Genomic DNA, 24,322 nt, shown 5'->3' with positions numbered 1-24,322 from the left:
GTACATTTGCATAAGATAATTTTGGATTACTATGAATATACAAGAACTAAGAGAAAAAATAGAAAATGCTTGGGAAAATCGTAAGCTTCTCTCAGATGAGGCTACAATGACGGCAATTGATACGGTTATAGACTTACTAGATAGAGGAGAATTACGAGTAGCTTCCCCTTCGGAAGGAGGCTGGGAAGTACACGAATGGGTTAAGAAAGCGGTGATTCTTTATTTCCCGTTCCGGAAAATGGAGACCAAAGAAGTCGGTATCTTTGAATATTATGATAAGATTCCGCTTAAGCATAATTATCAGGACAAAGGAGTACGAGTAGTTCCTCCAGCAACAGCTCGTAGAGGAGCTTTTCTGGCTTCAGGAGTCGTGTTGATGCCTTCATATGTAAATATCGGAGCTTATGTAGATTCGGGAACAATGGTAGATACTTGGGCAACTGTAGGTAGTTGTGCTCAGATAGGTAAGAATGTCCACTTGAGTGGAGGAGTTGGGATAGGAGGCGTATTGGAACCATTACAAGCCTCCCCTGTAATAATAGAAGATGGAGCATTTATAGGTTCTCGCTCTATTGTAGTAGAAGGGGTACGTATAGGTCAAGAGGCAGTTTTAGGTGCTAATGTGGTATTGACAGCCTCTACAAAAATCATTGATGTAACAGGAGAAAAACCACTTGAAATAAAAGGGTATGTACCCGAACGCTCGGTAGTAATTCCAGGAAGCTATACTAAAAAATTTCCTGCAGGAGAATATCAAGTACCTTGTGCACTGATTATAGGAAAAAGAAAGGCTTCTACGGACTTGAAGACTTCTCTCAATGAAGCCCTAAGAGATTTTAATGTATCTGTTTAATAAATAAGGAGGCTAGCAATTACTAGCCTCCTTTTCTTTGACTAAATTAGTCATCAATTCTTACAAATTTTCCTTTGGAATTAAATTCTAACTCTAATCCTCCTACTAGTTCTACTTCATATCCATAACGCTTCTTTTTTATATCCTTGATAGCCTTGTTAGGATAATTTTTGCTGATATACTGCTCAATAGAGGAAGGAATAATTTTTGTAGGGATGGTAGTTCCTCCTGATTTTACCTCTTTCCAGTCGCCATTAGGATAGAATTCTATTTTTGTTCCATCATTGAATACGGTAGTATAATCATCAACTTTAAGGAACTCCATATCTTTCCATACTGAAGCAATGTCAGCCACAGCATAATGAGTTTTTATAAAGTCTTGTGCTTTCTGAGGTAATTTGTCGAAAGAGATTTGTACATCATCTTGAGCAGAAGCAAAATTAATTGCAAGAAGAGTTGTAACTACAGTTACCATTTTTCTAAATCTGTTCATAAGCTAATAAATTTTAAATTTAATGAGGCAAAGATACTATTAATTTCTGAGATAAAAAAATAAATAGAGGTTTAATTAATGATAGATTCCTGAATAACTCGTTGTATTTTGGCACGAATATTTTCAGTAATAAGTTTTTTATTATCAGAATTAGGAAAAGTACGGTTGGAAAGAAATATATAAATAGTCTGTGTCTGAGGGTCAGCCCAAGCAAAAGTACCGGTAAACCCAGTATGTCCGAAACTCTCAGGAGATACACAATCACAAGTAGGACCTGATTCTCCTTTAGGTTGGGGTTTATCAAATCCTAATGCTCGACGGTTTCTCTCGGAAATAAAATAAGTTTTATTAAAAGTGTCAAAAGCATTTGCTGAGAAATAACGAATACCTCCATAATATCCTTTTTGGAGATAGAGTTGCATCATTTTAGCAACATCATTAGCAGTGCCAAAAAGCCCTGCGTGCCCCGCGACACCTCCAAGCATAGCAGCTCCCTGATCGTGTACATAACCTCGAATGAGCTGTTGTCTGAAATTTTTATCATCTTCTGTAGGAGCAATCTGTGTTTTGGAGAATTGTCGTAAGGGTAAGTAAGTGAGCTGATAAGCTCCCATACTATTGTAAAAATCTTTTCGAACAATTTCATTTAGGGGCTTCCCTTTTTGAGTTTCTATATATTTTTGAAATAGATAATAAGAAAGATCACTGTAGAGATACTTTTTCTTCTTGATTAATTCACTTTGAGCAATAGAGGCAAGAATGGTATCTTGGTAGTTCTCCCTTATAAATAGATTTTCAGCTACTTGTGTTGGGTATTGCTTACTGAGATTACTATTATAGACTTCAGGGGAGAGTACTTTCGTATTTTTATCTATAGTCTTAGTATAAAAAGGTAGCCAAGACTGTAGTTGCCCATAGTGGGAGAGAGCTTCTTTAAGGGTGATATTTTCCTTATTTGTTCCTTTGAGCATAGGAAGAAGCGTGGCTAAGGGAGTATTTAGCTTAATCTTTTGTTTGTCATAGAACTCTATAAGTTCAGGGAGAGTAGAAAGAATCTTAGTAAGGGAAGCAAGGTCATAGAGAGTATTGTTGGTTACTTGCTCAGAAGATGAGTTATAAGTACAACGTCCAAAACTTTTGTTATAGACTACTGTTCCATTTCGAGCTACTAATACCTGTGCAGAAGGGGTCATCTGTTTTTGGATGGCTTCATTTACAATAGAATCTATTTTGTAAAAATGATTGGAATTAATTCCTGCATTTTCAGCAATTCCGTAACCGAGTCTCTTAAGACTTTTGGTAGCGAAATTTCTTCCAAAAAGAATTTCCTTATGAGCAGTAACAGGAAGTATTCCCTCAAAAGGAATTGCCCCATAGATAAGCTGAGCTGCTTTCTGCTGAGCTAAAGGTGTATTCTGGTAAGCCATTACAATAGCTCCTATTTTCTTTATTTCAGAAATGTCAAGTAGAGCATAAGGTTTTACAAAAAAAGTAAGAATAACTTCCTTTTGTTCTACTATTTTTTCAAGTAGCGCAAGTTCTTGAGCTGTGAGCTTATAATCAGCCCAAGGATTAGCATTAGAACGATGTACTCCAATAATAATACGATTATAAGGAGCCATTTCTTTGCTTAAAGCTTCCCAAGAACCACTTTTTAGCTGTACAACATCTTGATAATAACGCAAATGCTTGAAAAATTCCCAGCCACTATCATCTCCGAACTTGATATAAGCCGTTTTCTTAGAATCTAGGTCTTTTAGTGGGAGTATATTTTTGTTATTCTGTACTAGAGTGATTGCTTTTTCATATATTTTCTCACAAAGAAGTTCATCTTCTTTCTTGTTGAGGTCTTTGGTGAGATTTGTTAAGGATATAGGGGTATAATGATGGAGCCCAGCCCAATATTTTCCCTTGAGAATCTTTTTAACAGAATATGCTAAGCGATATTCGTTGATAATACCTGTATTATAGGCATTTTTTATGGCTTCAATTCCTTTGATCGGGTCAGAGGACATCAGCAAAACATCATTTCCTGCTAAGAAAGCCTGCAAATCTACCTGAGCGGTATCAGTATAGTCTGCAACCCCCTTCATACCAAGAGCATCAGAGAATATAAGACCCTGAAAATTCATTCTTTGCTTGAGGATACCCGAAACTATTTTATAAGAAATAGAGGCGGGTTTTCCCTCATCTAGAGCTGGAATATTAAGGTGCCCCACCATAGCAGAAGTTACTCCTGAATGGATAAGCTGTTCAAAGGGATAGAATTCCGTACTTTCTAGTCTTTCCTTTGAAAAAGAGATAGTTGGGAGGGTTTTATGAGAATCTTTTTCTGTGTCTCCGTGTCCAGGGAAATGCTTAGCACAGGCTAATACACCTACACTTTGCATTCCTCTGGTAAAGGCGATTCCTTTCTGAGCAACATTGAATTTACTTTCCCCAAAAGAGCGATTTCCAATGATTGGGTTTTTAGGATTAGTATTAATATCAATATCAGGAGCAAAATCAATATGAACTCCTAATCGCTTGCAATGTTGGGCAATATGTTTTCCTGTTTGTTCTACTAAGTTATTGTCTTTTAGAGCCCCTAAAGTCATATTCCAAGGAAATGCATATACAGAATCTAATCGCATAGCCAGCCCCCATTCCGCATCCATAGCAATGAATAAAGGTATTTTTGCTACGGATTGGAATTCATTAGTTAGTTTAGCTTGTTTTACAGGAGTTCCTTTGGAAAAAATAATTCCTCCAATATGGTGTTTTTCAATGAGTTCCTTTATGGGTTTATTTTGCTTAGATGTTTGATTGCTAAAGGCTTGTACCATAAATAGTTGTCCTATTTTCTGTTCAACACTCATTGATTTATAGATACTATCTACCCAACGAGTTTGAGCCAGTTCATCCTTAGTACGAAGAGGGTCTATATTTTGAGAAAAAGATAGAAAGGGTAGAAGTATAAATAGAGTTAAAAATCTCATTCTTTAAATAAATTATTTATTTGTTCAATAGTAGTTTCTATATCACCTGATGTTGTTAAGGATACAATGCTGGTTCCTATAATAACTCCATCGGCATATTTGCGCATTTTTTTTACATCTTCATTGGTTTTTATTCCAAAACCTAAAGAGATAGGGAGCTGGCTCTTAGAACGAATTTGAGAGACAAAAGACTCCAATCTATCCAAATCTACTTGTTGGCTTCCTGTAACACCAAGAGAACCAATTGCATATACAAAACCATCTCCTAAAGAAGTAATCTGAGAGATTCGTTCTTCAGAAGTAACACTTACCAAAGGAATAAATGCAATATGATGAGCCTTAAGTTTTTCAGAAATTTCTTTTGATTCCTCATAAGGTAAATCGGGAATGATAATCCCTTTGATACCTACCTGAGCACTTTTTTCAATAAATTTATCAATTCCGTAAGCAAAAATAAGATTATAATAAACCAAAAAGATAAGTGGCTTAGAACATTTCTCTTTTACAGAAAAAAGTAAATCAAAGACGGTATCCGTTGTAACTCCTGCTTGAGAGGCTGTAAAAGAAGCCTCTGAGATGAGTTTTCCATCTGCTAGAGGGTCAGAATAAGGAATGCCTATTTCTAGCAAATCAAGGTTTGTTTCACTTAAACGAACTAAAAATTCTTTAGTAAAATCAAGGCTAGGGTACCCTGCAACTATATATCCTATATTGACATTTTCTTTTTCCTCAAAAACTTTTCTAATACTATTCATATTTTTCTCCTTTTAATATTGAAAAAACAGTGTGCATATCTTTATCTCCTCTACCAGAGACATTTACGATAATTGTTTCAGGTCTATCCTTGGAAAGGGTTGGGCATAATTTTTCCAAATAAGCTAAAGCGTGAGCACTTTCTATAGCAGGAATAATTCCCTCTTTTCGTGTAATTAATAGGAGGGCATCCATTGCTTCTTTATCAGTGATAGGTGCATAAGTAGCCTTTTTTGTTTCAAATAGGTAGGCGTGTTCAGGACCTACACCAGGATAGTCTAATCCAGCAGAGATAGAATGTACGGGGCTTATTTGTCCATATTGGTTTTGAAGTACATAAGTTTTCATTCCATGGATAATTCCTTCTCTACCTAAGGATAGGGTTGCCGCATGCATATCGGTATCAATTCCATAACCACCAGCCTCAACACCATAGAGCTTAGTAGTTGAGTCATCCAAGAAAGCCGAAAAGATTCCTATAGCATTGCTTCCTCCTCCTACACAGGCAATTACGTGGTCGGCGTACTTACCTAAGGCTTCTATTTGTTGCTTGGCTTCTTTACCAATGACCGATTGAAAATCCTTAACCATCTTAGGATAAGGATGAGGACCTACTGCAGAGCCAATGACATAGAATACTGTTTCTATCTCTCCAACCCAAGATTGGATAGCGGCAGTAGTGGCTTCTTTGAGCGTTTTAAGTCCCTCTTCCACAGCAATTACCTTTGCACCGAGAAGCTCCATACGAAATACATTTAGCTTTTGTCGTTCTATGTCGACAGATCCCATATATACTTCACATTCAAGACCTAATAAGGCCGCTGCTGTTGCTGTTGCTACTCCATGTTGCCCTGCACCTGTTTCAGCTATTACTTTCTTTTTACCCATTCTTTTGGCTAGCAATACCTGACCTAAAGCATTATTAATCTTATGAGCTCCTGTATGATTGAGGTCTTCTCGTTTTAGATAAATATCGTGATGATAATATTCACTAAGATTTTTTGCATAGTATAGAGGTGTCTCTCTTCCTACATAATTTTTTAGTAGATATGTTAGTTCTTCTTGGAAAGTAATATCTTTTTTGGCTTCCTCATAGGCTTTTTCTAATTCTATAAGGGCAAACATAGCTGTTTCGGGAACAAATTGCCCTCCAAATTTGCCAAAATAGGCTTTTTCATTAGGATGTTGGCTCATTAGATTTTATTTTTAAGATGATTTCTTCAATTAGTTTTCTATTTTTTCGGTTATTAGTCTCTACCTTACTATTGACATCTAATACAGAAGGCGAAAAAGAAAGAGCTTTACAGATGTTTTCTTTATCAATTCCACCAGCAAGGATGAAGGATTTAGCAGGTAAGCTATCAAGTATTTTCCAATCAAAAATAATGCCATTGCCTCCTGCTTGAGTACCTTTTGCATCAAATAAAGGAAATTCAATATAAGGAAGAAAATCTTTTATTTCAGGAAGAGTGTCTTTGACAGGGAAAGCTTTCCAAATTTTTATTTTTTTCTCTTTATACTTTTTAAGTGAAAAGAAAAGCTGTTGGCAATATTCAGGAGTCTCATTACCGTGAAGCTGGACGACATCTATCTGAACATCTTCAATTGCTTGTAAAATACTTTCAATAGAGGCATCTAGAAAAACTCCAACTACTTTCTTATGAGCCTGATGAACAATTATTGCTATCTCTCTTGCAAGCTCATAGGAAATATATCTAGGACTTTTCTCAGTGAAGATGCATCCAAAATAGTTGATAGCTAAGTCTTTGAGTTCATCGATTTCTTCAAGAGAACGAATTCCACATATTTTTAGAGCTGTCTTTCCCATTTTATTAGAATAATAGTCCTTTCATTAGAGCTTCTCCTATAAGAAGTGCATCTACATTCAGGCTTTTAGCGTACTCTATATCTTCTTTTGAAAGGTAACCACTTTCGCTTACAAAGAGTAATTTTTCTCGTTTTTCTTTAGGAATCAAGGCAATAAGGTTTTCTGTGGTTTGCAGAGAAACTTCAAAAGTATTGAGATTGCGATTGTTAATTCCCAAAATCTCAAGATTAGGAATGGCAAGAGCTCTTGAGAGTTCTTGTTGGTTATGTACCTCTACTAATACATCCATTCTTAGGTTTTGAGCCAATTGGTGTAAATAATTTAGTTCATCATTATTTAGCATTCTTACAATCAATAAGATAGCAGAGGCTCCTAAAAACTTACTATGAGCAACTTGAAAAGGAGTATATATAAAATCCTTACGTAAAATAGGAATATGAGAATACTCTTTTGCTACTATTTCTATAAAAGTATTATCTCCTTTAAAATAAGCTTCTTCTGTTAAGATGGAGAAGGCTGCAATATTATTACTTGCATAATGATTCGCTTGCTTTAATAGGTCAAAATTATCAGTTGCTATTTGCCCCTTGGAAGGTGAAGCTCGTTTGATTTCGCCTATAATCTGTAGTCCCTCTTTTTTTAAAGCATCTTTGAAAGAAGGGCGCTCAAATGATTTTTCTTCTTGCTTGAGTTGTAAAGCTCTCTCTTGCTTAATTTTATGTAAAATATCTTCCATAAAGGTCTAGTTTTTAATCATATTATTTATATATTTTTTGTAAAATTCGAATACTTTACCACTACGGATAGCCTCTTCTATCAAAGGTTTAGCTTCAGCAGGATGTTTAACCACATCAGCTGTATATAGAGTAAACATAGCATTAAGAATCACAATGTCGGATTTTGGAGAATGTTCCTCTCCTTTGAGGGTTCTAAGGAGAATCTCAGCATTTTCTTTAGGGCTTCCTCCTTGTATATCCGTATGAAAAGCACGCTTGAAGCCAAACATTTCAGGCGCAATCGTGTATTCCAATATTTTTCCTTCTTTTACTTCTACAATTTTGGTTTCATCACAAAGAGTAATTTCATCTAAGCCATCATTTCCTCTTACTACCAAAGCATGTTTTCTTCCTAATAACTGAAGAGTTTCAGCATATAAGCGTTGTACTGGTTCGTGATAAATCCCTACTAATTGGTACTTAAGTCGAGTATTCGGATGTAAAAGGGGACCTAATATATTGAAAACAGTACGAATACCTAATCGTTGGCGTACTTCTTTTACTTCTCCTACTAATTTATGGAAAAAGGGAGCGTGGAAGAACGCTAATTGTTGCTTCTCTAAAAGACTTAACTGAGATAATAGAGATTCTTCTAGAGGAACTCCTAATTCGTTTAGCACATCAGAGCTACCACTTTGGCTAGTTACAGAACGATTTCCGTGCTTGGCTACTTTAACTCCCATTGCAGCTACAATAAAAGCTACTGTAGTGGAGATATTAATTGTCTTGAATCCATCACCTCCTGTTCCACAAAGGTCTATCATAGGACTATCATCAACAAAGGTAGTGCTATAGTTCAAAATATTCTTTACAAAAGCCGTTAAGGACTCAGGATAAAGACTTTTTTCAGAGATTAAGACTAATAGAGCCCCTAATTGTACAATATCATATTGCTTTGTATGAATCACAGCACAGATTTCCTTGAAATCACTATCTGTTAAAGGGATACTCTCTTGTAACTTTTTAAGAGATTTACTAAAGACTTCATTGGCATATATTTTTTGTGTTTCCTCAAGAGATACTGTTTTCTGCAGAGGTTGAGTATATCGGATAAAATTCTTAATGATATCCTTACCATATTCAGTGAAAAAGGATTCTGGATGGAATTGGATACCATAAATAGGTTTTTCTTTATGTTCTAAAGCCATAATCACTCCATCATCAGATTTGGCAGTAATAGTGAGTTCTTTGGGAAGGTTTTTATCGCTTACATATAAAGAATGATAGCGCATTACCTGAAATGATTTAGGCATACCTTGGAAAAGAAGAGAATTCCCATTCTCTACAGTAAGTAAAGAGGTTTTCCCGTGAAGAGGAACTTCCAGACGTTTAATTTCAGCTCCGTTTATCAATCCAAATGCTTGATGTCCCAGGCAAATACCAAGAATAGGTATATTGTCTATATTTTTAAGAATCTCCAAGCATATACCACTATCCTTAGGGTGCTTAGGACCGGGAGAAAGTACAATCCGTGAGGGTTGTAATCTCTTAATTTCCTCTAAGGTAATGGCATCATTACGCACAGTTTTTACCTCTTCATTAGTAAGTTCTTGAAGATATTGGGCTACATTGAATACAAAAGAATCGTAGTTATCTATTAGTAAAATCATTGTTTGTTACAGTTTTTAGTAAATACATTAATCACAGAAGCTCTTTTGTGGCAAATTTCTTCGTATTCTTTCTCAGGAGAAGAATCATATACAATTCCAGCTCCTGCTTGGACAAAAATTTCCTTAGCTTTCTGATTCTCAAAATTTCTATTCTTAAAAAAAGCACTTCTTATGAGTATAGCCAATTGGATATTCCCATTAAAATGAAGAAAACCAATTCCTCCTCCATAGATATTTCTTTTATAGATTTCTAATTCATTAATGATTTCCATAGCTCGTATTTTAGGTGCTCCACTAAGTGTTCCTGCAGGAAAAACAATAGAAATAACGTCAAAAAGGGAGACATCGGGGAGTTTTATGCCAAATACATCGGATTCAATATGCATAATATGTTCATAACGTAGAATATGCATCATATTTTTTACTACAACAGAGCCTTTTTCAGCAAATTTTCCTATATCATTACGCGCTAAATCTACTAACATTCGATGTTCTGCACATTCCTTGGGGTCTGAAAGGAGTTCTTTTGCTAAATATTCATCTTCGTTGGCATCTTTTCCTCGTGGTCTGGAGCCTGCGATAGGAGCGATGTGAATACGGCTTCCTGTCATTTCTACTAAAATTTCAGGGCTTGAACCGACTACATCGCCATATTTTGTAGGAAAGTGGAACATATAAGGAGAAGGATTGGCAAGAGAGAGCTTCTGATAAAAATCCAAAGAATCCATATCACTTTCCAAGCATAGTTGCTCACTGAGGACAACCTGAAAAACATCTCCAGACTTTATATATTCCTTTGCCTTTTCAATAATTTCTAAAAAATGTTTTTTCTCTTGTTCTACATTTGTTAGAGTTTTATAGTATGGTGTAGTATTCTCTTTTTTATCATCTGAAGAAATATTTGCCTGCTCTAGGAAGTGAAAGTATTTATCTTCATCTCCATAAGAAGAAAATACCTTATTAATCTTTGAATAATGTAAATAGGCTTTTGCATTGGCAAATACAAAAGCAGGAAATTCATATTGAGAGTTACTTTTATGTTCTATTTTTTCAAAAAAATGAATAGTTTCATAGGCAAAAACACCAAATAATCCTGCAAAAGGAGCTATAGAAACCTGTTGCTGGTAATAATTCTCTAAAGAAGAGTAACTATACTGATAAGCATCTATGTAATCACAATCTATTCCAATGATAATCTGGTTATCATCCTCTGCTAGATAAGAATTTTTATATTTTTTACGAATAATATTGTAATAGAAAAGGGGAGACTTTGTTAGCATATTAATTGTCTTTATTAATGATTATTTTCAATGGAATATTCTACTGAAATAAATCGCAAAAATAAGAATTAATAACTAAGAAAGCAAGAAATAAAAGTTTATTTTTTATTAAATATAAATTTATACTTTAAAATGTTCTAGTAAAATAGGCAAATGTTCGTTAAACCAACGGAATCGATTGATGGTCATAATATGTGTTCCTCCTTTTATTGTGATGCAATTTTTTATATATTTAATAGGGAAAACCCAATCTTTATCTCCTTGGATATGAATAATGGGTATAGTAGTTGGGGTAACTTTCCAATTTAAAATAGAAATAACAACCCAAGAAAGGTAATTAGGAGTGGTTATACTTATATATTTCTTATATAATCGTTCATATCTTTTTGTTTTTTCCCAAAGTCGTAAAGAAGCAATCCATTTGATAGGGAAAATATAATGTAATTTCATATTTTTACATATTTTCATCCAAAGCGGGAGTTCTTTTTCTGATTTTATAGTAGAAACGAGAATAATTCCACGGCAATCAGGGATAATTTTTGCTATCTCCTGTACTAAAATTCCTCCAAAAGAAACTCCTAATAGAATAGGAGAGGGGAGAGTGATTTTCTGGGCTATCCTTTGTGCATACTCTTCTAAAGATTCCCTTTCATTGGGTTCTTCCCAATCCAATAAATGCAACTCATATAGTTCAGAATCTTTCCAATGTTCGAAAATACGAGAAGAGGCTCCCATACCAGGCATACAATAGATAGGGGTCTTCATAAAAATATATTTTTAAGATTTTATATTGTTTATGTTAATAAAAAAGTGCTGACATTACCTTGAGCTACCCACTGCATATCATATACCTCATCGGCAAGGGCAGGATCTGTCTCTATCTGTAGACCTTGTGCCTCAGCCTTGATCGCCAGTAGGTTACCAATGGTGAGCTTACTGTTGAGTTTCTCTAAGAGCGTTTTTACGCCACTTATAGAAAGTGCTTGGGCTACCTGTCCTTGGAAAGGGAGTTCCATCCAGATAATCTCCTTAGCCTCTACATCCAACACCCCAAAAAGGAGTCCCTTCTGTAAGGGCTGAGTAATACGCACCTGATGAATCACCGCAGAAGGGTCATAAGCAACCCCTGTACGTTCGGATACTTTCATCTTATGCTTGCTATCCATCCAACCTACGACTAAGTTAGGCGACAAAGCACCATTGGAATACGCATTGCAGGTAAAAAGTACATATTTAGCCTTGTGCTGGCGTAGGGTATTGACATCAATATTGATATACTCGGCCGTACCTACCTTATCAGGAATACTGCGGATATCCCCACTATGCTGGCAACCTAAGGTGGTAAGATTGTGGAAATAGCAGATGTCTGTTCTGTCTTTATAGATAATACGGCAGGACAAGTCCATATCCAAGTCTTGAGCTGGCAGGTCTTTCCCCCATTGCATAAAAAGGCGTATCTCATTACCCTCTAATGGGAAACGAGTACCCATAAGGGTTGCATTGAAGTCATGTACATTATGGCTTCTATCACCTATAGGTAGCGGTATATGGTAGAGTTGTGGGTCTATATAGATAAAATGGTTCTTATTTTCCTCCTTAGCGAACTGATGCTGTATTGTCCATAAGCAAAGATCTTCTATCTTAGCCTTCATCTCAGCCAACTGTTCCTCATTATAGCTTCCCACAACCAAAGGGTGCTTAGGGATTTCTACTCGAGTTCCCAAAATAGTCTGTACGCTGCGTTTGCCCTCTTTGCTAAAGTACAAATCTGCATACATATTTAGGGTAAAGAGTAGGCGACTAGGCACTTGGTCTATGATTTCCTTGAAGGCATTGAGTGTCTCGTCAGCTCCCAGCCAAAGCATACAAGCAAAGAGAGAACGAGCAAAGACCCCAGGACGCTGTTTAAGCAAGGAAAAAGCCTTTTCGCTATCCATATTCAGGTAAGCAGCATTCAGCTCGGCTTGCCATACACTATAACGCTCATTATAGAATACGTCCAAAAGAGTAGCGAGCTTTTCAAAGCCCTTCTTCTTGCTGTATTCCGCCAAGCGTAAGGCACGGATAAAGCGCACCCACATCTCACGCTTAGGGTGCATGATCTCACACGCCTTTTCCGCTGAAAGCGGTAAGGCATTGAGCCAACGCGCTACTCTTGCACATTCTTGGCGAGAGTATTTGAGCTTGAGTCCTTTTTGCGCCCTTTCTTTGGCAGAGAGGCGTTTGTCTAAAATTTTTGTGATATGGCTATGATTTTGCGCTTCTTTCTTGATGATGGTCTTAGGCTCTACAATTTGTAAAAAGCTGGTTTTCTTATACCACAAATAGCGCAATATATCGGTAGGGGAGCTAAAGCAAGCTCCTGCCTCAGCCTCCTTACCCTGAGCAATATAGCTATCTACCACCAAGACAAGTGTCTCCTTCATACCAATATGAGTCTCAGCAGCCAGCGAGAAATAAGGTAACAGCAGCTTAAGGGAATCGGCCTGAGTGGCATCCAAGGCTGTTTTGGAACTTAATAGGTTTTGGAAAAAGGTATTGGCCTCCGCCTCACGCCATAGGTCAAGGATCTTGAGCTTGCTACCCTGCTCGGTATGTTCTATCTTACCAGTCTCAAAAGGGGTTCCACAGAAAGGGCAACCATTATAGCGCCACAGTGGGAAAGTACCATAAGGAATATAGTGTCCACAAGCTAAAAAGCGCTCATGTTTGGGAGTGAAATATTCTCTATTGTAGTCCTTAATATCATTTGCTTCGTAGTAATCATCATAATCATACCAATAGCTGACATAGTTGTCAGACTTTATCAAATCAGGATATTGATTATAGAAAGCAGTGATGAGGTGATCTATGAAGCTTTCCTCTGTAGGCACTTCCCAGTTTTTGATAAGGGGCGCCCAGTTGAGTTTTACATGAAGTACCTCTTTTATCACCTTGACAACAGACTGACGATACTCATTGGTAGTACCATTGATAGCATGCAAAAGGTCTTCAGTAACCCCAAAACCATGTTGGTGTAGGGCAGCTACTAGTTCCAAGGTACCTGGCTGTATGGCTCTTTGTGAGACCATAGTATCAGGAATATAAAGGGCGTTTTGCCTAATGGCAACTTTTTGTATGTTGATTGTTTTTCCCATAGTGTGATACAATAAAAAAGAAAGGTAATCACAGAAGTAAATCTTAACCTAAAAGAGAGAAGTAACTTCTATTTGACCTTTCTTAGTTGTTTTTGTAGGACAGACGGGATTCGAACCCGCAACCAGGGAGTTAGAAGCTCAGAAGTAAATGGTAATTGACCTCACAAGGAAATAATCTTACCATTACCTGCTCTACCCAATTGAGCTACTGTCCTAATATTGTTAAAAATAATTTTATTCTTTCTATGCAGAAAAGATGAATTACTTCTGGTGTAGAGTGTAGAGATCTTCTTCTTCAGGAGTCATCTTTTTATTGGGGTCAGGCAAATAGATGAGTACTTGAGCATCTACCTTGTAATATTCCTTTCCTCCATTTTCTCCTATAAGAGCAATGGTTTTATCAGCACCATTCCATTCGAATTTTCCTTTATAGGTAGTAGGTTTATGATCAGGGAATATTACAGTTTTGGTATATTCATTATTGTTACTCAATATGATAGTTGTATCAACCAATTCCTTAGTTTCTGTTTGTATAACTCCTTCATAACGAATACCTTGTTCGGCGGAGGTATTGGATTGCACAGAGGTTTCTTCCTTTACCTGAGAAGATTCCTTGGGAGTATTGTTACAAGCAAATAAAGAAAATAATGAAAAAATATAAAAATATCTCATATTTTGAAAGTTAAATTAATTAATAGTTTTTCGAATAGAATATCTTTTTTCGGGATCTTTGTTTCTTAAAATAAGCTCAGCTAGGAAGCCGACAAGGAAAAATTGTGTTCCAATAATCATTGTGGTTAGGGCTATAAAAAACTCAGGTCTGTCGGTAATAAGCCGATGAGTAGGATTGATAAAAAGTTTATCCACTCCTAGGTAAAAGGCAAAGTAGAACCCAATAAAAAATATCAATATTCCCAAAGCTCCAAAAAGGTGCATAGGACGCTTGCCAAATTTAGATAGGAAAGCAATAGTAAGCAGGTCTAAAAAGCCATTAATAAATCGTTCTATCCCAAATTTGGTATGCCCATACTTTCTAGCCTGATGTTGTACGACTTTCTCTGTAATTCTTTCATATCCAGCAGATTTTGCCAATACAGGAATATACCTATGCATTTCTCCTCTCACATCTATATTCTTGATAACATCTCTTCGATAGGCCTTTAGCCCACAATTAAAGTCGTGTAGGGAGAGTCCAGATACTTTTCTAGCAGCCCAATTAAAGAGTTTTGAAGGAAGATTTTTTGTGAGTTTATGATCATAACGCTTTTTCTTCCATCCCGAAACAAGGTCAAATTTTTCTTCTGTAATTATTCGATAAAGCTCAGGAATTTCCTCAGGACTATCTTGCAAATCAGCATCCATTGTAACTACTACTTCTCCATTAGCTTCAGCAAAACCTGCATTCAAAGCCTGTGATTTTCCATAATTTTTAAGAAAACGAATACCTCTTACATTTTTATCCTGCTTACTTATATTTTCTATAACTTGCCAAGAGGAATCAGTACTTCCATCATCTATGAATATGATTTCATAAGAAAATTTATTAGTAATCATCACTTTTTGAATCCATTGATGTAGTTCTAATAAAGATTCTTCTTCATTGAATAGAGGAATAATGATAGATAATTGCATCTTATTTTCTTTGAATAATCTTAAAAAATGAGCTTCCTAAAAGAGATATAATTAACCCAAAAAGTATATTTCTCATTACAGAAGAGTTAAATTGCACCCAAGCAGACTTGTTCTCTTCCATACTGACCTTCATATTTTCTAATTCTTGGATCGAGATATCAGGGTTATTCTTGCTAAAAGCTTCTAACTGAATCTGATTAAGTATATCCAAAAGTTCTGGATAGATATATTTTATCATAAATATCCAAAATATTCCTGTGATAATAGCAAATAAGATAGAAATACCTAATCCTATTTTCATCATTTGTCGAAAACTTCTGTTTTTACTCTGATAAATACCCATAAAAACAGAAAAAACAAGTAAAAAAATAGGGATAACCCCAAAAAGAATTACAGATAAGGGGCTTCCATTATAAGAATTGGTAAAATATTGTAATAGAGTAAGTCCAATACTTATAATTCCCGAAAGAATCCCATAGAAAAGCATAATGGATCTAGCATTTCTCATAGAGATTTTGTTTTTTCAGCCATTGTTTCTAAAAGTTTAGTAATGGGTGATTTCACCATTAAGGCAACCATAGGGTTAAATTCTCCTTCAAAACTATATGAAACACTAGTCTCCTTATCATTAATAGGAGAAAAAGAAATGTTAAGAGCAAAAGGAAGTTTTCCTTCTTTTGCTCCATAGGTAATCTGGTTATATGGATTTACCAACTTCTTCTCTAGAAAAATTTCAGGCATTCCCTTTAGAGAGAAAGAGAAAGAATTTTCATCAGGTGAAGAAAAATGAGCCAGATTATCAGGCATTAGGGATTCAAAGAGAGAAGGATTTTCTAATTTTTGAAAAATAGAGGCTATCTCTTGTGAAACGATAATAGTAGGGGCATTTATCTTCATAATTAATTCCATTTATCAGGAGCCAATCGCCAGTGAGAAAGCGTTTCTATATCCTCTTGTGATATATATTTTCTTTCTTTAGCTTCCTCCAACAGATATTCATACTGACTAAGAGGGTATAATTCTACTTTTTCTTTGGAGAAATTCTCTGAAGCAATAGAGAACTGATAGAAGAAAATTGCTACCATTCCTAGTACTTCTAATTCACTATCTCTCAGGGCTCTTACAGCATTGATGCTACTCATTCCTGTACTGATAAGATCCTCTATAACAACTACTTTTTCTCCTTTAGAAAAACTACCTTCTATTTGATTCTGCCGTCCGTGTTTCTTAGGTTCTGGACGCACATATACAAAAGGTAGATTTAACCGATCTGCTACCAACATTCCTATTCCAATAGCTCCTGTGGCAACACCCGCTATAAGCTGAGCTTCAGGATATTGAGCCTTGATATAAGCAACCATAGCATTGGCTACCCTTTCTCTTGCATTCGGGTAGGAAAGTAGGATACGGTTATCACAATAGATAGGAGATTTCCATCCAGAAGCCCACGTAAAGGGCTCCTTAGGACTTAGCTTAATTGCATTAATTTCTAGCAATAAACCAGCTATTTCTTTTGCTATTTCTATTTGAGATTTCATAAGAGTTATATTTTTTTCTTAACAGCTACTTCTTGATAAGCTTCGATAATGTCTCCTTCTTTGATATCATTATAGTTCTTTATTTGTAATCCACAATCATATCCTTTGGAGACTTCTTTCACATCGTCTTTGAAACGCTTGAGAGAGGTTAGTTCACCAGTGAATATAACCACACCTTCTCGGATTAGGCGTATTTTAGAGTTGCGGAATATCTTACCATCGGTAACCATACATCCAGCAATGGTACCCACTTTATGAATTTTAAATAATTCACGAATTTCTACGGTTCCTGTAACTTCCTCTTTCATCTCAGGGGATAGCATACCTTCCATTGCTGATTTCAGGTCATTAATAGCATCATAGATAATAGAGTAAGTTCGGATATCTATTTCTTCTTTTTCAGCTAAAGCACGTGCATTGGTCATAGGACGAACATTAAATCCTACAATAATAGCATTAGAAGCTGAAGCGAGAAGAACGTCAGACTCTGTAATAGCTCCTACTCCTTTGTGAATAATAGATATCTGGATTTCCTCAGTAGATAATTTTTGGAAAGAATCTGTAAGAGCTTCTACAGAACCATCCACATCCCCTTTGAGGATAATATTGAGTTCCTTGAAGTCTCCTAGAGCAATACGACGACCAATTTCATCAAGGGTAATATGTCTTTGAGTACGAACTGATTGTTCGCGAAGTAATTGGGTACGTTTAGCGGCAATCTGTTTTGCTTCTTTTTCATCTTCAAAAACATAGAACTTATCTCCTGCTTGAGGAGCTCCATCAAGTCCTAGTATAGATACAGGAGTAGAAGGGATAGCTTTCTTAACAGCTTTTCCTCGTTCATCGTGCATTGCACGGATTTTTCCAGAATGTGTTCCTGCAAGTACATAATCTCCTACTTTTAGGGTTCCTTCCTGTACTAGAACTGTAGAAACATACCCACGTCCTTTGTCAAGGAAAGCTTCCACTACAGTACCCAATGCGTGTTTGTTGGGGTTTGCTTTTAGTTCAAGCATTTCAGCTTCAAGAAGTACTTTATCTAGTAGATCACTTACTCCAATTCCTTTCTTAGCTGAAATATCTTGTGATTGGATTTTTCCACCCCATTCTTCCACAAGAAGGTTCATATTAGCCAGATGTTCCTTTATTTTTTCAGGATTAGCTGTAGGTTTGTCTATTTTATTGATAGCAAAAATAATAGGAACACCAGCAGCCTGAGCGTGGCTGATAGCCTCTTTGGTTTGAGGCATAATATCATCATCAGCAGCGATAACAATAATTGCAATATCAGTAACTTGGGCTCCACGTGCACGCATAGCTGTAAAAGCCTCGTGACCAGGAGTATCAAGGAAAGTAATATGTTTCTGACTTCTCTTTAATGTTACAGAGTAAGCCCCAATGTGCTGTGTAATTCCTCCACTTTCTCCTGCAATTACATTTTCATTTCGGATATGATCTAGGAGAGATGTTTTTCCATGGTCAACATGTCCCATTACAGTAACAATAGGAGCACGGGTAACCAAATCCTCTGGACGATCTTCTTCTACAGGAATAGCTTCTTCTATATCTGCAGTAGAGAATTCTACTTGGAATCCAAATTCATCAGCCACAATGGTAAGTGTCTCAGCATCTAATCGCTGGTTCATTGTAACAAAAATACCTAGAGACATACAAGCTCCAATTACTTTATTCACAGGAACATCCATCATTACAGAGAGTTCATTCACTGTAACAAACTCTGTTACTCTTAGGATAGAGCTTTCCTTCTCTTGTAGAGCTATTTCTTCTTCAGTTTTAAGTCTGTGGCTATCTCGTTTCTCTTTACGATACTTAGCTCCTTTAGATTTTATAGATTTACCTTGTAGTTTTTCAAGAGTTTCTCTAACTTGCTTTTGAACTTCTTCTTCAGTGGGTTCTGTTTTTACAAAAATCTTATTTTCCTTCTTAGGTTTTTTGTCTTTTTCCTTGTAGTTGTTTTTTTGAGAAGGAGAATTAGATATATTCTCTTTGTCCGACTGAATACGTTTTCTTTTTTTCTTTCCTTGCTTATCACCATTAGTGGTGGTAGCAGTAGCTTCTTTTTTATCTTTTTCTTTTGTTTTCTTCTTCTTGGGACGATCAAATTGAGACAAATCAATTTTTTCTCCTACGAGCTTAGGACCTGTTAGTTTGGTATATTTGGTTTCAATAATTTCAGGTTCAGGAAGTTCTTTTTTCTCTTCCTTTTTAGGAGTTTCTTTATGGGAGGATGGAGCTTTTCCAGAGAGGAGTTCTCTGTTTTTGTTTATAAGTTCTTTATCTTGTTTGGAAAGAGAATCTTTGGTTTCTTTCTTATCTTTTTCCTTTTGTTTGTGTTTTTCTTTCTTGGAATTTTTGTCCTCAGAGGTAATGATTTCATCCTCTAGAGTTTTTTTCTCTACTTTAGGAGTCTCTTCAGCTTGAATAGACGTTTCTTCAGGAGTAATAGAAATAGGAGCTGGGGTTTCTTTCTTAGGTTGCTCTAGATCTATCTTTCCGACAATCTTAGCACCTGCGATAGAAGCCTTAGCACGAATGATTTCCTGTTGTTCTCTTTCTCGCTTTTCTTTCTCGCGTTTTTCTTTTTCTAATTGTTCTTGGCGGATAGCTTCTTTTTCCTTACGCTGCTCCTCGCTAATCTCCTGAGAAGTTTCACGACTTTTCTTATCTGAACCAAATTCTTTATCTAGCAGAGAGATAAACTCTGCTGGAATTTTTGTATTAGGTTTAGACTCAATAATATGTCCTTTTGATTTGAGAAATTCAACTACTCTTTCCAAAGAAATGTTGTATTCTTTTACTACTTTATTTAATCTTTTGTCCTCAGCCATAAAATTTTTAAGCTCGTTTTATTTATTATTTTGTTGTGGTTTTGTGAGAAATGGTTAAGTTTGTTAGTTATCAAATTCTTCTTTGAGAATTTGTAAAACCTCTTCTATAGTTTCACGTTCTAAATCAACTCGTTTTTCAAGTTCTTCAGCACTATATTCTAATACACTCTTGGCTGTATCAAGCCCTATTCTACGGAATTCTTCAATAATCCAAGGTTCTATTTCATCTTCAAACTCAGAGAGTTCAATATCTTCTTCAGCTCCTTCCCTGAATACATCAATCTCATAACCAGTTAGTTGGCTAGCTAATCTTATATTACTTCCTCCTTTACCAATAGCTTTGGAAACTTCTTCAGAGGCTAGTAAAACTTCAGCGTGTTTGTTTTCTTCATTTATTGAAATAGAAGTAATTTTAGCAGGTGCTAGTGCTTTAGTAATAAATAGACTAGGGTTATTAGAGAAGCTAATTACATCAATATTTTCATTACCTAATTCTCTTCCTATTCCACGAATACGAGCTCCATTCACACCTACACAAGCTCCCACTGGGTCTATACGATCATCATAAGTATCAACAGCTATTTTGGCTTTTTCCCCAGGGATACGGGCTACTTTCTGAATGGTAATAAGTCCATCAGCCACTTCAGGGATTTCTTGCTCAAAGAGGCGTTCTAGAAATAGAGGAGAAGTACGGGAAAGAATGATAACGGGTTTATTTCCTTTGAAATCAACTGATTCAATAATTCCTTTTGTATTTTCTCCTTTTTTAAAGAAATCAGATGGAATTTGTCTGTCTTTGGGAAGTAATATTTCATTTCCTTCATCATCTAGTAGAATAACAGTTTTTCCCTTGATATGATGGATTTCAGCGGAATAGATACTTCCTATAAGATCTTTGAACTTTCTATATACTGTATTATTATCGTATTCGTGTACTTTTGACATTAAGTTTTGGCGCAAAGCCAAGATAGCTCTTCTTCCTAATTGGCTGATTTTTACTTCTTCGGATACTTCTTCGCCTACTTCAAAGTCTGATTCTATTTTTAAGGCTTCACTCAATGGAATTTCGGCATTAGGATTTTCGACCATTCCATCATCTACAATGATGCGATTTCGCCAGATTTCAATATCTCCTTTGTCAGGATTAATAATAATATCAAAATTCTCGTCAGATCCATATTTTTTCTTCAAAGCAGTTTTGAACACTTCATCTAGTATGGACATTAGTGCTTCTCTGTCAATGAGTTTGTCATCTCTAAATTCTGAAAAGGATTCAATCAAATCAAGATTATTTTCCATAGAGTATTTAAAATTTTAATTTTAATTTTGCTTCTTTAATATCTTTTATAGGAAAAAGGAGGGTTTCAGTAATTGTAACTTTTCCTTTTCCATTGGGTTTGGGTTGTTTGGAAGTAACTATAAGAGAAAGAATACCTTCTTCTACTTTTTCAATAGTTCCTATATGTTTTTCATTAAGGGTCTGTATTTCTATTTCTCTTCCTTTATTTTTAACATATTGTCTTTCCAAAGTCAGAGGAGCAAGAATACCACAAGAACTTACTTCTAAGGAAAAATCCTCTTCTTCTCTATCCAAATTATGCTCAATGGCTCGGCTTAAGGCTACACAATCCTCAATAGAAACTCCATTGTCACCATCAATTATTACCTTAATAAGGTTATCTTTTCCTATTGAAAAATCAATAAGAAAAAGGCTTGTATTTTGTTCTAATCCCTTGTCTATAAGTTCTTTTACTCGTTCTTTTAAGTTCATAATTTTATAAAAAAAGAGGACTTAACTGCCCTCTACCTCTTCTAATTACCATTTCCGACTGCAAAAGTATAATATTTTCTTCTAAAAAACAAATTTTTCACAAGAAAAAAATTATAGAATACAAACTTTTTTTAATAGGAAAAAATACACCCAAAATATTTTTTTGGAAAATCAGATGAATTAACGTATTTTTATACTTTTTACATCATATAAAATTTGTAATTTTGAGCCGAATTTTTGAACTCATCGGATGAAGTGTAAATTTGTAGAGAAAGTACTATTATTAGTCCTTTTTATTGGTGTTTTAGGGTGTAATTCTACAAAGAAAGTACCTCAGGGTGCTCTTCTTCTACGTAAGAATGATATTACTGTAGATGATAAAAAACCTAAGAACGCTCATATCTATGGTTATCTTCAGCAGGAACCCAATTCAAGGATTCTAGGAATTCCTCTGGGATTATATATTTATAATCTAGCAGATGATAAGGCAGAAGAGAATTATCAAAAATGGCTCGAAAACCATCCCAAATGGCATCGTTTTCTCAGTAAATTTCTATCAGAAAAACAAACACAACGCCTAGGGAAGTCCTTTCTGATATCAGGAAAGGATAGAATGTTACAGCAAATGGGACAAGCTCCAGTATTATTGGATACGCTTCTAACACATAAATCTTCTCAGACACTCAAAGCATATTTCAATAGTATAGGTTATTTCAATAGTAAAACCCATTATGATATACTTCCTTTGGAAAAAGAAAAGCAGGTGGCTGTTATACATACTATAGATAAAGGTATGCAATATCATATAGATACACTTTCTACGCGTATTCTCTCTCCTGAGGTAGATTCATTATATAATCAACATTTATCAGAAAGGCTTGTAAAGGCAAAAGAACCCTATTCATTAGAGAAATTTGCTAATGAACGTGCGCGTATTACAACTCTTCTCCGTAATAATGGATTTTATAATTTCCAACAGAGTGCTATAGAATTTACTATTGCACGTGATACTGTAGCTTCTGTAAGGGATTCATTAATCAATGTAACAACGACTATAGCAAATGCTACAGATCGTTCCGTAGACCCACCCAAGGAAACACCCTATCAAGTCCATCATATTAAGAAAGTATATCTTTATACCGATTATAATACGGCACAAGAAACTCCTTATGATTCTATCCAGTACAAAGGAATTACTTATTATTATCGAAATAAATTACGTTATCGAAAACAGACACTTTATGATGCTATAGCCTTACGTTCTAGTACTATTTATAGAGATATAGATCGTAATAATGCCTATAGGCAGATTAATAACCTCAGAACATTCAAATATCCTAATATTCAGTACCATTATCTTCCTTCTGATTCTTCACAAAAAACACTTGTTGCTAGTATCTATTTGGAGCCTCTTTCTAGGTTTTCTATAGAAACTAATACAGAGCTCTCTCGCTCGTCTATTCAGGAATTTGGTATAGGGTTCAGTACTTCTTTTCTAGCACGGAATGTGTTCAGGGGAGCTGAGACACTTGAATTTACTCCAAGAGTTACAATGGGGGCACAAGAGTTTTTAGATGGTTCTTCGGCTTTCTTTAATGTTTTTGAATATGGGGGAGGATTACGCCTTACGATTCCCCGAATTTGGTTCTTTGGAGGAGTAGAATCTCTTATTCCTTATTCTAAAACGCCACAGACAATCCTACAATTCTCCACAAGTACTCAGCAAAATATAGGTTTAGATAAGCAAAAAACTTCAGGAGTGCTCCGTTATACTTGGAATCCTAATACAGTTAATAAAAATATATTAGAGCTCCTAGATATAGAATATGTACATAATAGGAATCCAGAAAATTATTTCCGTATATATCGTTCCTCTTATTTAGCTTTGAATACTCTTGCTAGGAGGCATAATGCATCCTCATTTTATATGGATGCCAATGGAAACTTGGATGATACCAGAGCTGCCCTTTATGCTATTTTTACATCTTTACAAGGAGGATATCCTGGTTATCCACAAGATACCAATGAACTTTATAATATTTTCCAACGGTTTTATCGATTGACAAAGAATGATTTGGTTTTGGCATCTAGTTTTACCTATATGTCTAATAATACGATGAACTATTATGAGCCAACATATGAACAATTTCGGGTAAAGGTAGAAACAGCAGGGAATATTCCTCATCTTTTTAACCTGATTAGGAAGCTCCCGACAGATGAGCAAGGGGAGCGTAAGTTCCTAGATGTGGCTTATGCACAGTATGCTAAGGCAGAATTGGAATATATAAAGCATTATCCTGTATCTCTGAGAAAAAAGAATACAGATGTCTTTGCTTTTCGTGCTTTTGTGGGATTTGCAATGCCTTATGGAAATGGAAAGAACATTCCTTTTTCTCGTAGTTATTTTGCAGGAGGATCTAATGATAATAGAGGTTGGAGAGCTTATTCACTGGGTCCAGGTCGTTCAGGATCATCTCTGGAATTCAATGAAGCTAATTTCAAATTTACAGCCAATGCCGAATATCGTTTTACTCTGATGGGAGCATTAAAGGGAGCATTATTTTTAGATGCAGGAAATATTTGGCACTTACTTGATGATGAAAAAGACACTAATTATAAACTAGATAGTTTCTCAGATATCACAGATATAGCCCTAAGTACAGGGTTTGGTTTGCGTTATGATATGAATTATTTTGTAATCAGAGGGGATTTCGGGCTAAAGCTCTATGATCCTTCTATGTATGCGGAATCTCACTGGAAGAATAAAGTGAAATTCTCGGATTTTGTTATCAATATTGGGATAAACTATCCATTCTAGTAGTTT

Annotated in this window: 20 protein-coding genes and 1 tRNA gene; 2 read left to right on the top strand and 19 right to left on the bottom strand. The window is 35.6% G+C overall.

The genetic code is table 11. The features are described from left to right. The first annotated feature begins 37 nt into the window (after window positions 1-37). Window positions 38-853 carry a 2,3,4,5-tetrahydropyridine-2,6-dicarboxylate N-succinyltransferase gene (locus RYK20_RS03415; RefSeq protein ID WP_314603139.1) on the top strand — a complete coding sequence of 272 codons (816 nt, stop codon included), beginning with the start codon at window positions 38-40 and terminating at the stop codon, window positions 851-853. A 46-nt stretch (window positions 854-899) separates the two neighbouring features. Here RYK20_RS03415 and RYK20_RS03410 read toward each other — a convergent pair whose 3' ends face one another. The 19 genes from RYK20_RS03410 to rimP form a co-directional block, all read right to left on the bottom strand. Further along, window positions 900-1,346 (bottom strand): PepSY-like domain-containing protein, encoded by a 447-nt coding sequence (locus tag RYK20_RS03410; protein ID WP_314894426.1) that lies wholly within the window; start codon window positions 1,344-1,346, stop codon window positions 900-902. 71 nt (window positions 1,347-1,417) lie between these two features. Further along, window positions 1,418-4,324, bottom strand: a complete 2,907-nt coding sequence (locus RYK20_RS03405) for a glycoside hydrolase family 3 N-terminal domain-containing protein (RefSeq protein ID WP_314894425.1) — start codon at window positions 4,322-4,324, stop codon at window positions 1,418-1,420. After that, complete coding sequence (gene trpA, locus RYK20_RS03400; RefSeq protein ID WP_297978074.1) at window positions 4,321-5,079, bottom strand: tryptophan synthase subunit alpha; 759 nt, start codon at window positions 5,077-5,079, stop codon at window positions 4,321-4,323. The genes RYK20_RS03405 and trpA overlap by 4 nt, the downstream gene beginning before the upstream one ends. Next, on the bottom strand, window positions 5,072-6,271 hold the full coding sequence (trpB, locus tag RYK20_RS03395) for a tryptophan synthase subunit beta (RefSeq protein ID WP_314894424.1): 1,200 nt from the start codon (window positions 6,269-6,271) through the stop codon (window positions 5,072-5,074). The genes trpA and trpB overlap by 8 nt, the downstream gene beginning before the upstream one ends. Next, window positions 6,255-6,905, bottom strand: coding sequence for a phosphoribosylanthranilate isomerase (locus RYK20_RS03390; RefSeq protein WP_314894423.1), 651 nt, complete (start codon window positions 6,903-6,905; stop codon window positions 6,255-6,257). The genes trpB and RYK20_RS03390 overlap by 17 nt, the downstream gene beginning before the upstream one ends. 4 nt (window positions 6,906-6,909) lie before the next feature. Next, a complete protein-coding gene (locus tag RYK20_RS03385; protein ID WP_314894422.1) occupies window positions 6,910-7,641 on the bottom strand; it encodes an indole-3-glycerol phosphate synthase TrpC in 732 nt (243 codons plus the stop codon). A gap of 6 nt (window positions 7,642-7,647) precedes the next feature. Continuing rightward, window positions 7,648-9,291, bottom strand: a complete 1,644-nt coding sequence (gene trpD, locus RYK20_RS03380; RefSeq protein ID WP_314894421.1) for an anthranilate phosphoribosyltransferase — start codon at window positions 9,289-9,291, stop codon at window positions 7,648-7,650. After that, entirely contained in the window at window positions 9,288-10,571 is a 1,284-nt protein-coding gene (locus RYK20_RS03375; protein ID WP_314894420.1) for an anthranilate synthase component I family protein, read from the bottom strand. Before RYK20_RS03375 ends, trpD begins: the two co-directional genes overlap by 4 nt. 120 nt (window positions 10,572-10,691) lie before the next feature. After that, window positions 10,692-11,336 (bottom strand): alpha/beta fold hydrolase, encoded by a 645-nt coding sequence (locus tag RYK20_RS03370; protein ID WP_297981062.1) that lies wholly within the window; start codon window positions 11,334-11,336, stop codon window positions 10,692-10,694. Between the two features lie 29 nt (window positions 11,337-11,365). Further along, window positions 11,366-13,708: a hypothetical protein gene (locus RYK20_RS03365; protein ID WP_314894419.1), complete on the bottom strand. Its 2,343-nt coding sequence runs from the start codon at window positions 13,706-13,708 to the stop codon at window positions 11,366-11,368. Window positions 13,709-13,803: 95 nt separating this feature from the next. Next, window positions 13,804-13,923: transfer RNA gene (locus tag RYK20_RS03360), tRNA-OTHER, on the bottom strand. A 46-nt stretch (window positions 13,924-13,969) separates the two neighbouring features. Continuing rightward, entirely contained in the window at window positions 13,970-14,380 is a 411-nt protein-coding gene (locus RYK20_RS03355) for a copper resistance protein NlpE N-terminal domain-containing protein (protein WP_311456031.1), read from the bottom strand. Window positions 14,381-14,395: 15 nt separating this feature from the next. Beyond that, entirely contained in the window at window positions 14,396-15,340 is a 945-nt protein-coding gene (locus tag RYK20_RS03350) for a glycosyltransferase family 2 protein (protein WP_311456030.1), read from the bottom strand. Window position 15,341: 1 nt separating this feature from the next. Beyond that, complete coding sequence (locus RYK20_RS03345) at window positions 15,342-15,848, bottom strand: DUF4199 domain-containing protein (RefSeq protein ID WP_314894418.1); 507 nt, start codon at window positions 15,846-15,848, stop codon at window positions 15,342-15,344. Continuing rightward, window positions 15,845-16,237, bottom strand: coding sequence for an SRPBCC family protein (locus RYK20_RS03340; protein ID WP_314894417.1), 393 nt, complete (start codon window positions 16,235-16,237; stop codon window positions 15,845-15,847). The genes RYK20_RS03345 and RYK20_RS03340 overlap by 4 nt, the downstream gene beginning before the upstream one ends. 2 nt (window positions 16,238-16,239) lie before the next feature. After that, on the bottom strand, window positions 16,240-16,878 hold the full coding sequence (pyrE, locus tag RYK20_RS03335) for an orotate phosphoribosyltransferase (RefSeq protein WP_314894416.1): 639 nt from the start codon (window positions 16,876-16,878) through the stop codon (window positions 16,240-16,242). 5 nt (window positions 16,879-16,883) lie between these two features. Beyond that, entirely contained in the window at window positions 16,884-19,727 is a 2,844-nt protein-coding gene (infB, locus tag RYK20_RS03330; RefSeq protein WP_314894415.1) for a translation initiation factor IF-2, read from the bottom strand. Window positions 19,728-19,790: 63 nt separating this feature from the next. After that, on the bottom strand, window positions 19,791-21,026 hold the full coding sequence (nusA, locus tag RYK20_RS03325) for a transcription termination factor NusA (protein ID WP_297981404.1): 1,236 nt from the start codon (window positions 21,024-21,026) through the stop codon (window positions 19,791-19,793). A 7-nt stretch (window positions 21,027-21,033) separates the two neighbouring features. Next, on the bottom strand, window positions 21,034-21,498 hold the full coding sequence (rimP, locus tag RYK20_RS03320) for a ribosome assembly cofactor RimP (protein ID WP_297981401.1): 465 nt from the start codon (window positions 21,496-21,498) through the stop codon (window positions 21,034-21,036). A gap of 250 nt (window positions 21,499-21,748) precedes the next feature. Here rimP and RYK20_RS03315 point away from each other — a divergent pair, with 250 nt between their 5' ends. After that, entirely contained in the window at window positions 21,749-24,316 is a 2,568-nt protein-coding gene (locus RYK20_RS03315; protein WP_314894414.1) for a BamA/TamA family outer membrane protein, read from the top strand. Window positions 24,317-24,322: the final 6 nt, after the last annotated feature.

Origin of the sequence: uncultured Capnocytophaga sp. (assembly GCF_963525585.1) — a bacterium.
Taxonomy (GTDB): Bacteria; Bacteroidota; Bacteroidia; order Flavobacteriales; family Flavobacteriaceae; genus Capnocytophaga.
The sequence above is the reverse complement of the archived record's forward strand: the minus strand, read 5'-3'. Positions and strand labels throughout refer to the sequence as shown.

What these genes read in the sequence shown, in the direction of transcription:
- rimP (WP_297981401.1), bottom strand. Translation starts at nt 21,498, where the DNA reads ATGAACTTAAAAGAACGAGTAAAAGAACTTATAGACAAGGGATTAGAA.
- RYK20_RS03350 (WP_311456030.1), bottom strand. Translation starts at nt 15,340, where the DNA reads ATGCAATTATCTATCATTATTCCTCTATTCAATGAAGAAGAATCTTTA.
- RYK20_RS03340 (WP_314894417.1), bottom strand. Translation starts at nt 16,237, where the DNA reads ATGAAGATAAATGCCCCTACTATTATCGTTTCACAAGAGATAGCCTCT.
- RYK20_RS03370 (WP_297981062.1), bottom strand. Translation starts at nt 11,336, where the DNA reads ATGAAGACCCCTATCTATTGTATGCCTGGTATGGGAGCCTCTTCTCGT.
- RYK20_RS03345 (WP_314894418.1), bottom strand. Translation starts at nt 15,848, where the DNA reads ATGAGAAATGCTAGATCCATTATGCTTTTCTATGGGATTCTTTCGGGA.
- RYK20_RS03355 (WP_311456031.1), bottom strand. Translation starts at nt 14,380, where the DNA reads ATGAGATATTTTTATATTTTTTCATTATTTTCTTTATTTGCTTGTAAC.
- RYK20_RS03385 (WP_314894422.1), bottom strand. Translation starts at nt 7,641, where the DNA reads ATGGAAGATATTTTACATAAAATTAAGCAAGAGAGAGCTTTACAACTC.
- infB (WP_314894415.1), bottom strand. Translation starts at nt 19,727, where the DNA reads ATGGCTGAGGACAAAAGATTAAATAAAGTAGTAAAAGAATACAACATT.
- RYK20_RS03390 (WP_314894423.1), bottom strand. Translation starts at nt 6,905, where the DNA reads ATGGGAAAGACAGCTCTAAAAATATGTGGAATTCGTTCTCTTGAAGAA.
- RYK20_RS03375 (WP_314894420.1), bottom strand. Translation starts at nt 10,571, where the DNA reads ATGCTAACAAAGTCTCCCCTTTTCTATTACAATATTATTCGTAAAAAA.
- nusA (WP_297981404.1), bottom strand. Translation starts at nt 21,026, where the DNA reads ATGGAAAATAATCTTGATTTGATTGAATCCTTTTCAGAATTTAGAGAT.
- RYK20_RS03405 (WP_314894425.1), bottom strand. Translation starts at nt 4,324, where the DNA reads ATGAGATTTTTAACTCTATTTATACTTCTACCCTTTCTATCTTTTTCT.
- RYK20_RS03365 (WP_314894419.1), bottom strand. Translation starts at nt 13,708, where the DNA reads ATGGGAAAAACAATCAACATACAAAAAGTTGCCATTAGGCAAAACGCC.
- RYK20_RS03315 (WP_314894414.1), top strand. Translation starts at nt 21,749, where the DNA reads ATGAAGTGTAAATTTGTAGAGAAAGTACTATTATTAGTCCTTTTTATT.
- trpB (WP_314894424.1), bottom strand. Translation starts at nt 6,271, where the DNA reads ATGAGCCAACATCCTAATGAAAAAGCCTATTTTGGCAAATTTGGAGGG.
- trpA (WP_297978074.1), bottom strand. Translation starts at nt 5,079, where the DNA reads ATGAATAGTATTAGAAAAGTTTTTGAGGAAAAAGAAAATGTCAATATA.
- RYK20_RS03410 (WP_314894426.1), bottom strand. Translation starts at nt 1,346, where the DNA reads ATGAACAGATTTAGAAAAATGGTAACTGTAGTTACAACTCTTCTTGCA.
- trpD (WP_314894421.1), bottom strand. Translation starts at nt 9,291, where the DNA reads ATGATTTTACTAATAGATAACTACGATTCTTTTGTATTCAATGTAGCC.
- pyrE (WP_314894416.1), bottom strand. Translation starts at nt 16,878, where the DNA reads ATGAAATCTCAAATAGAAATAGCAAAAGAAATAGCTGGTTTATTGCTA.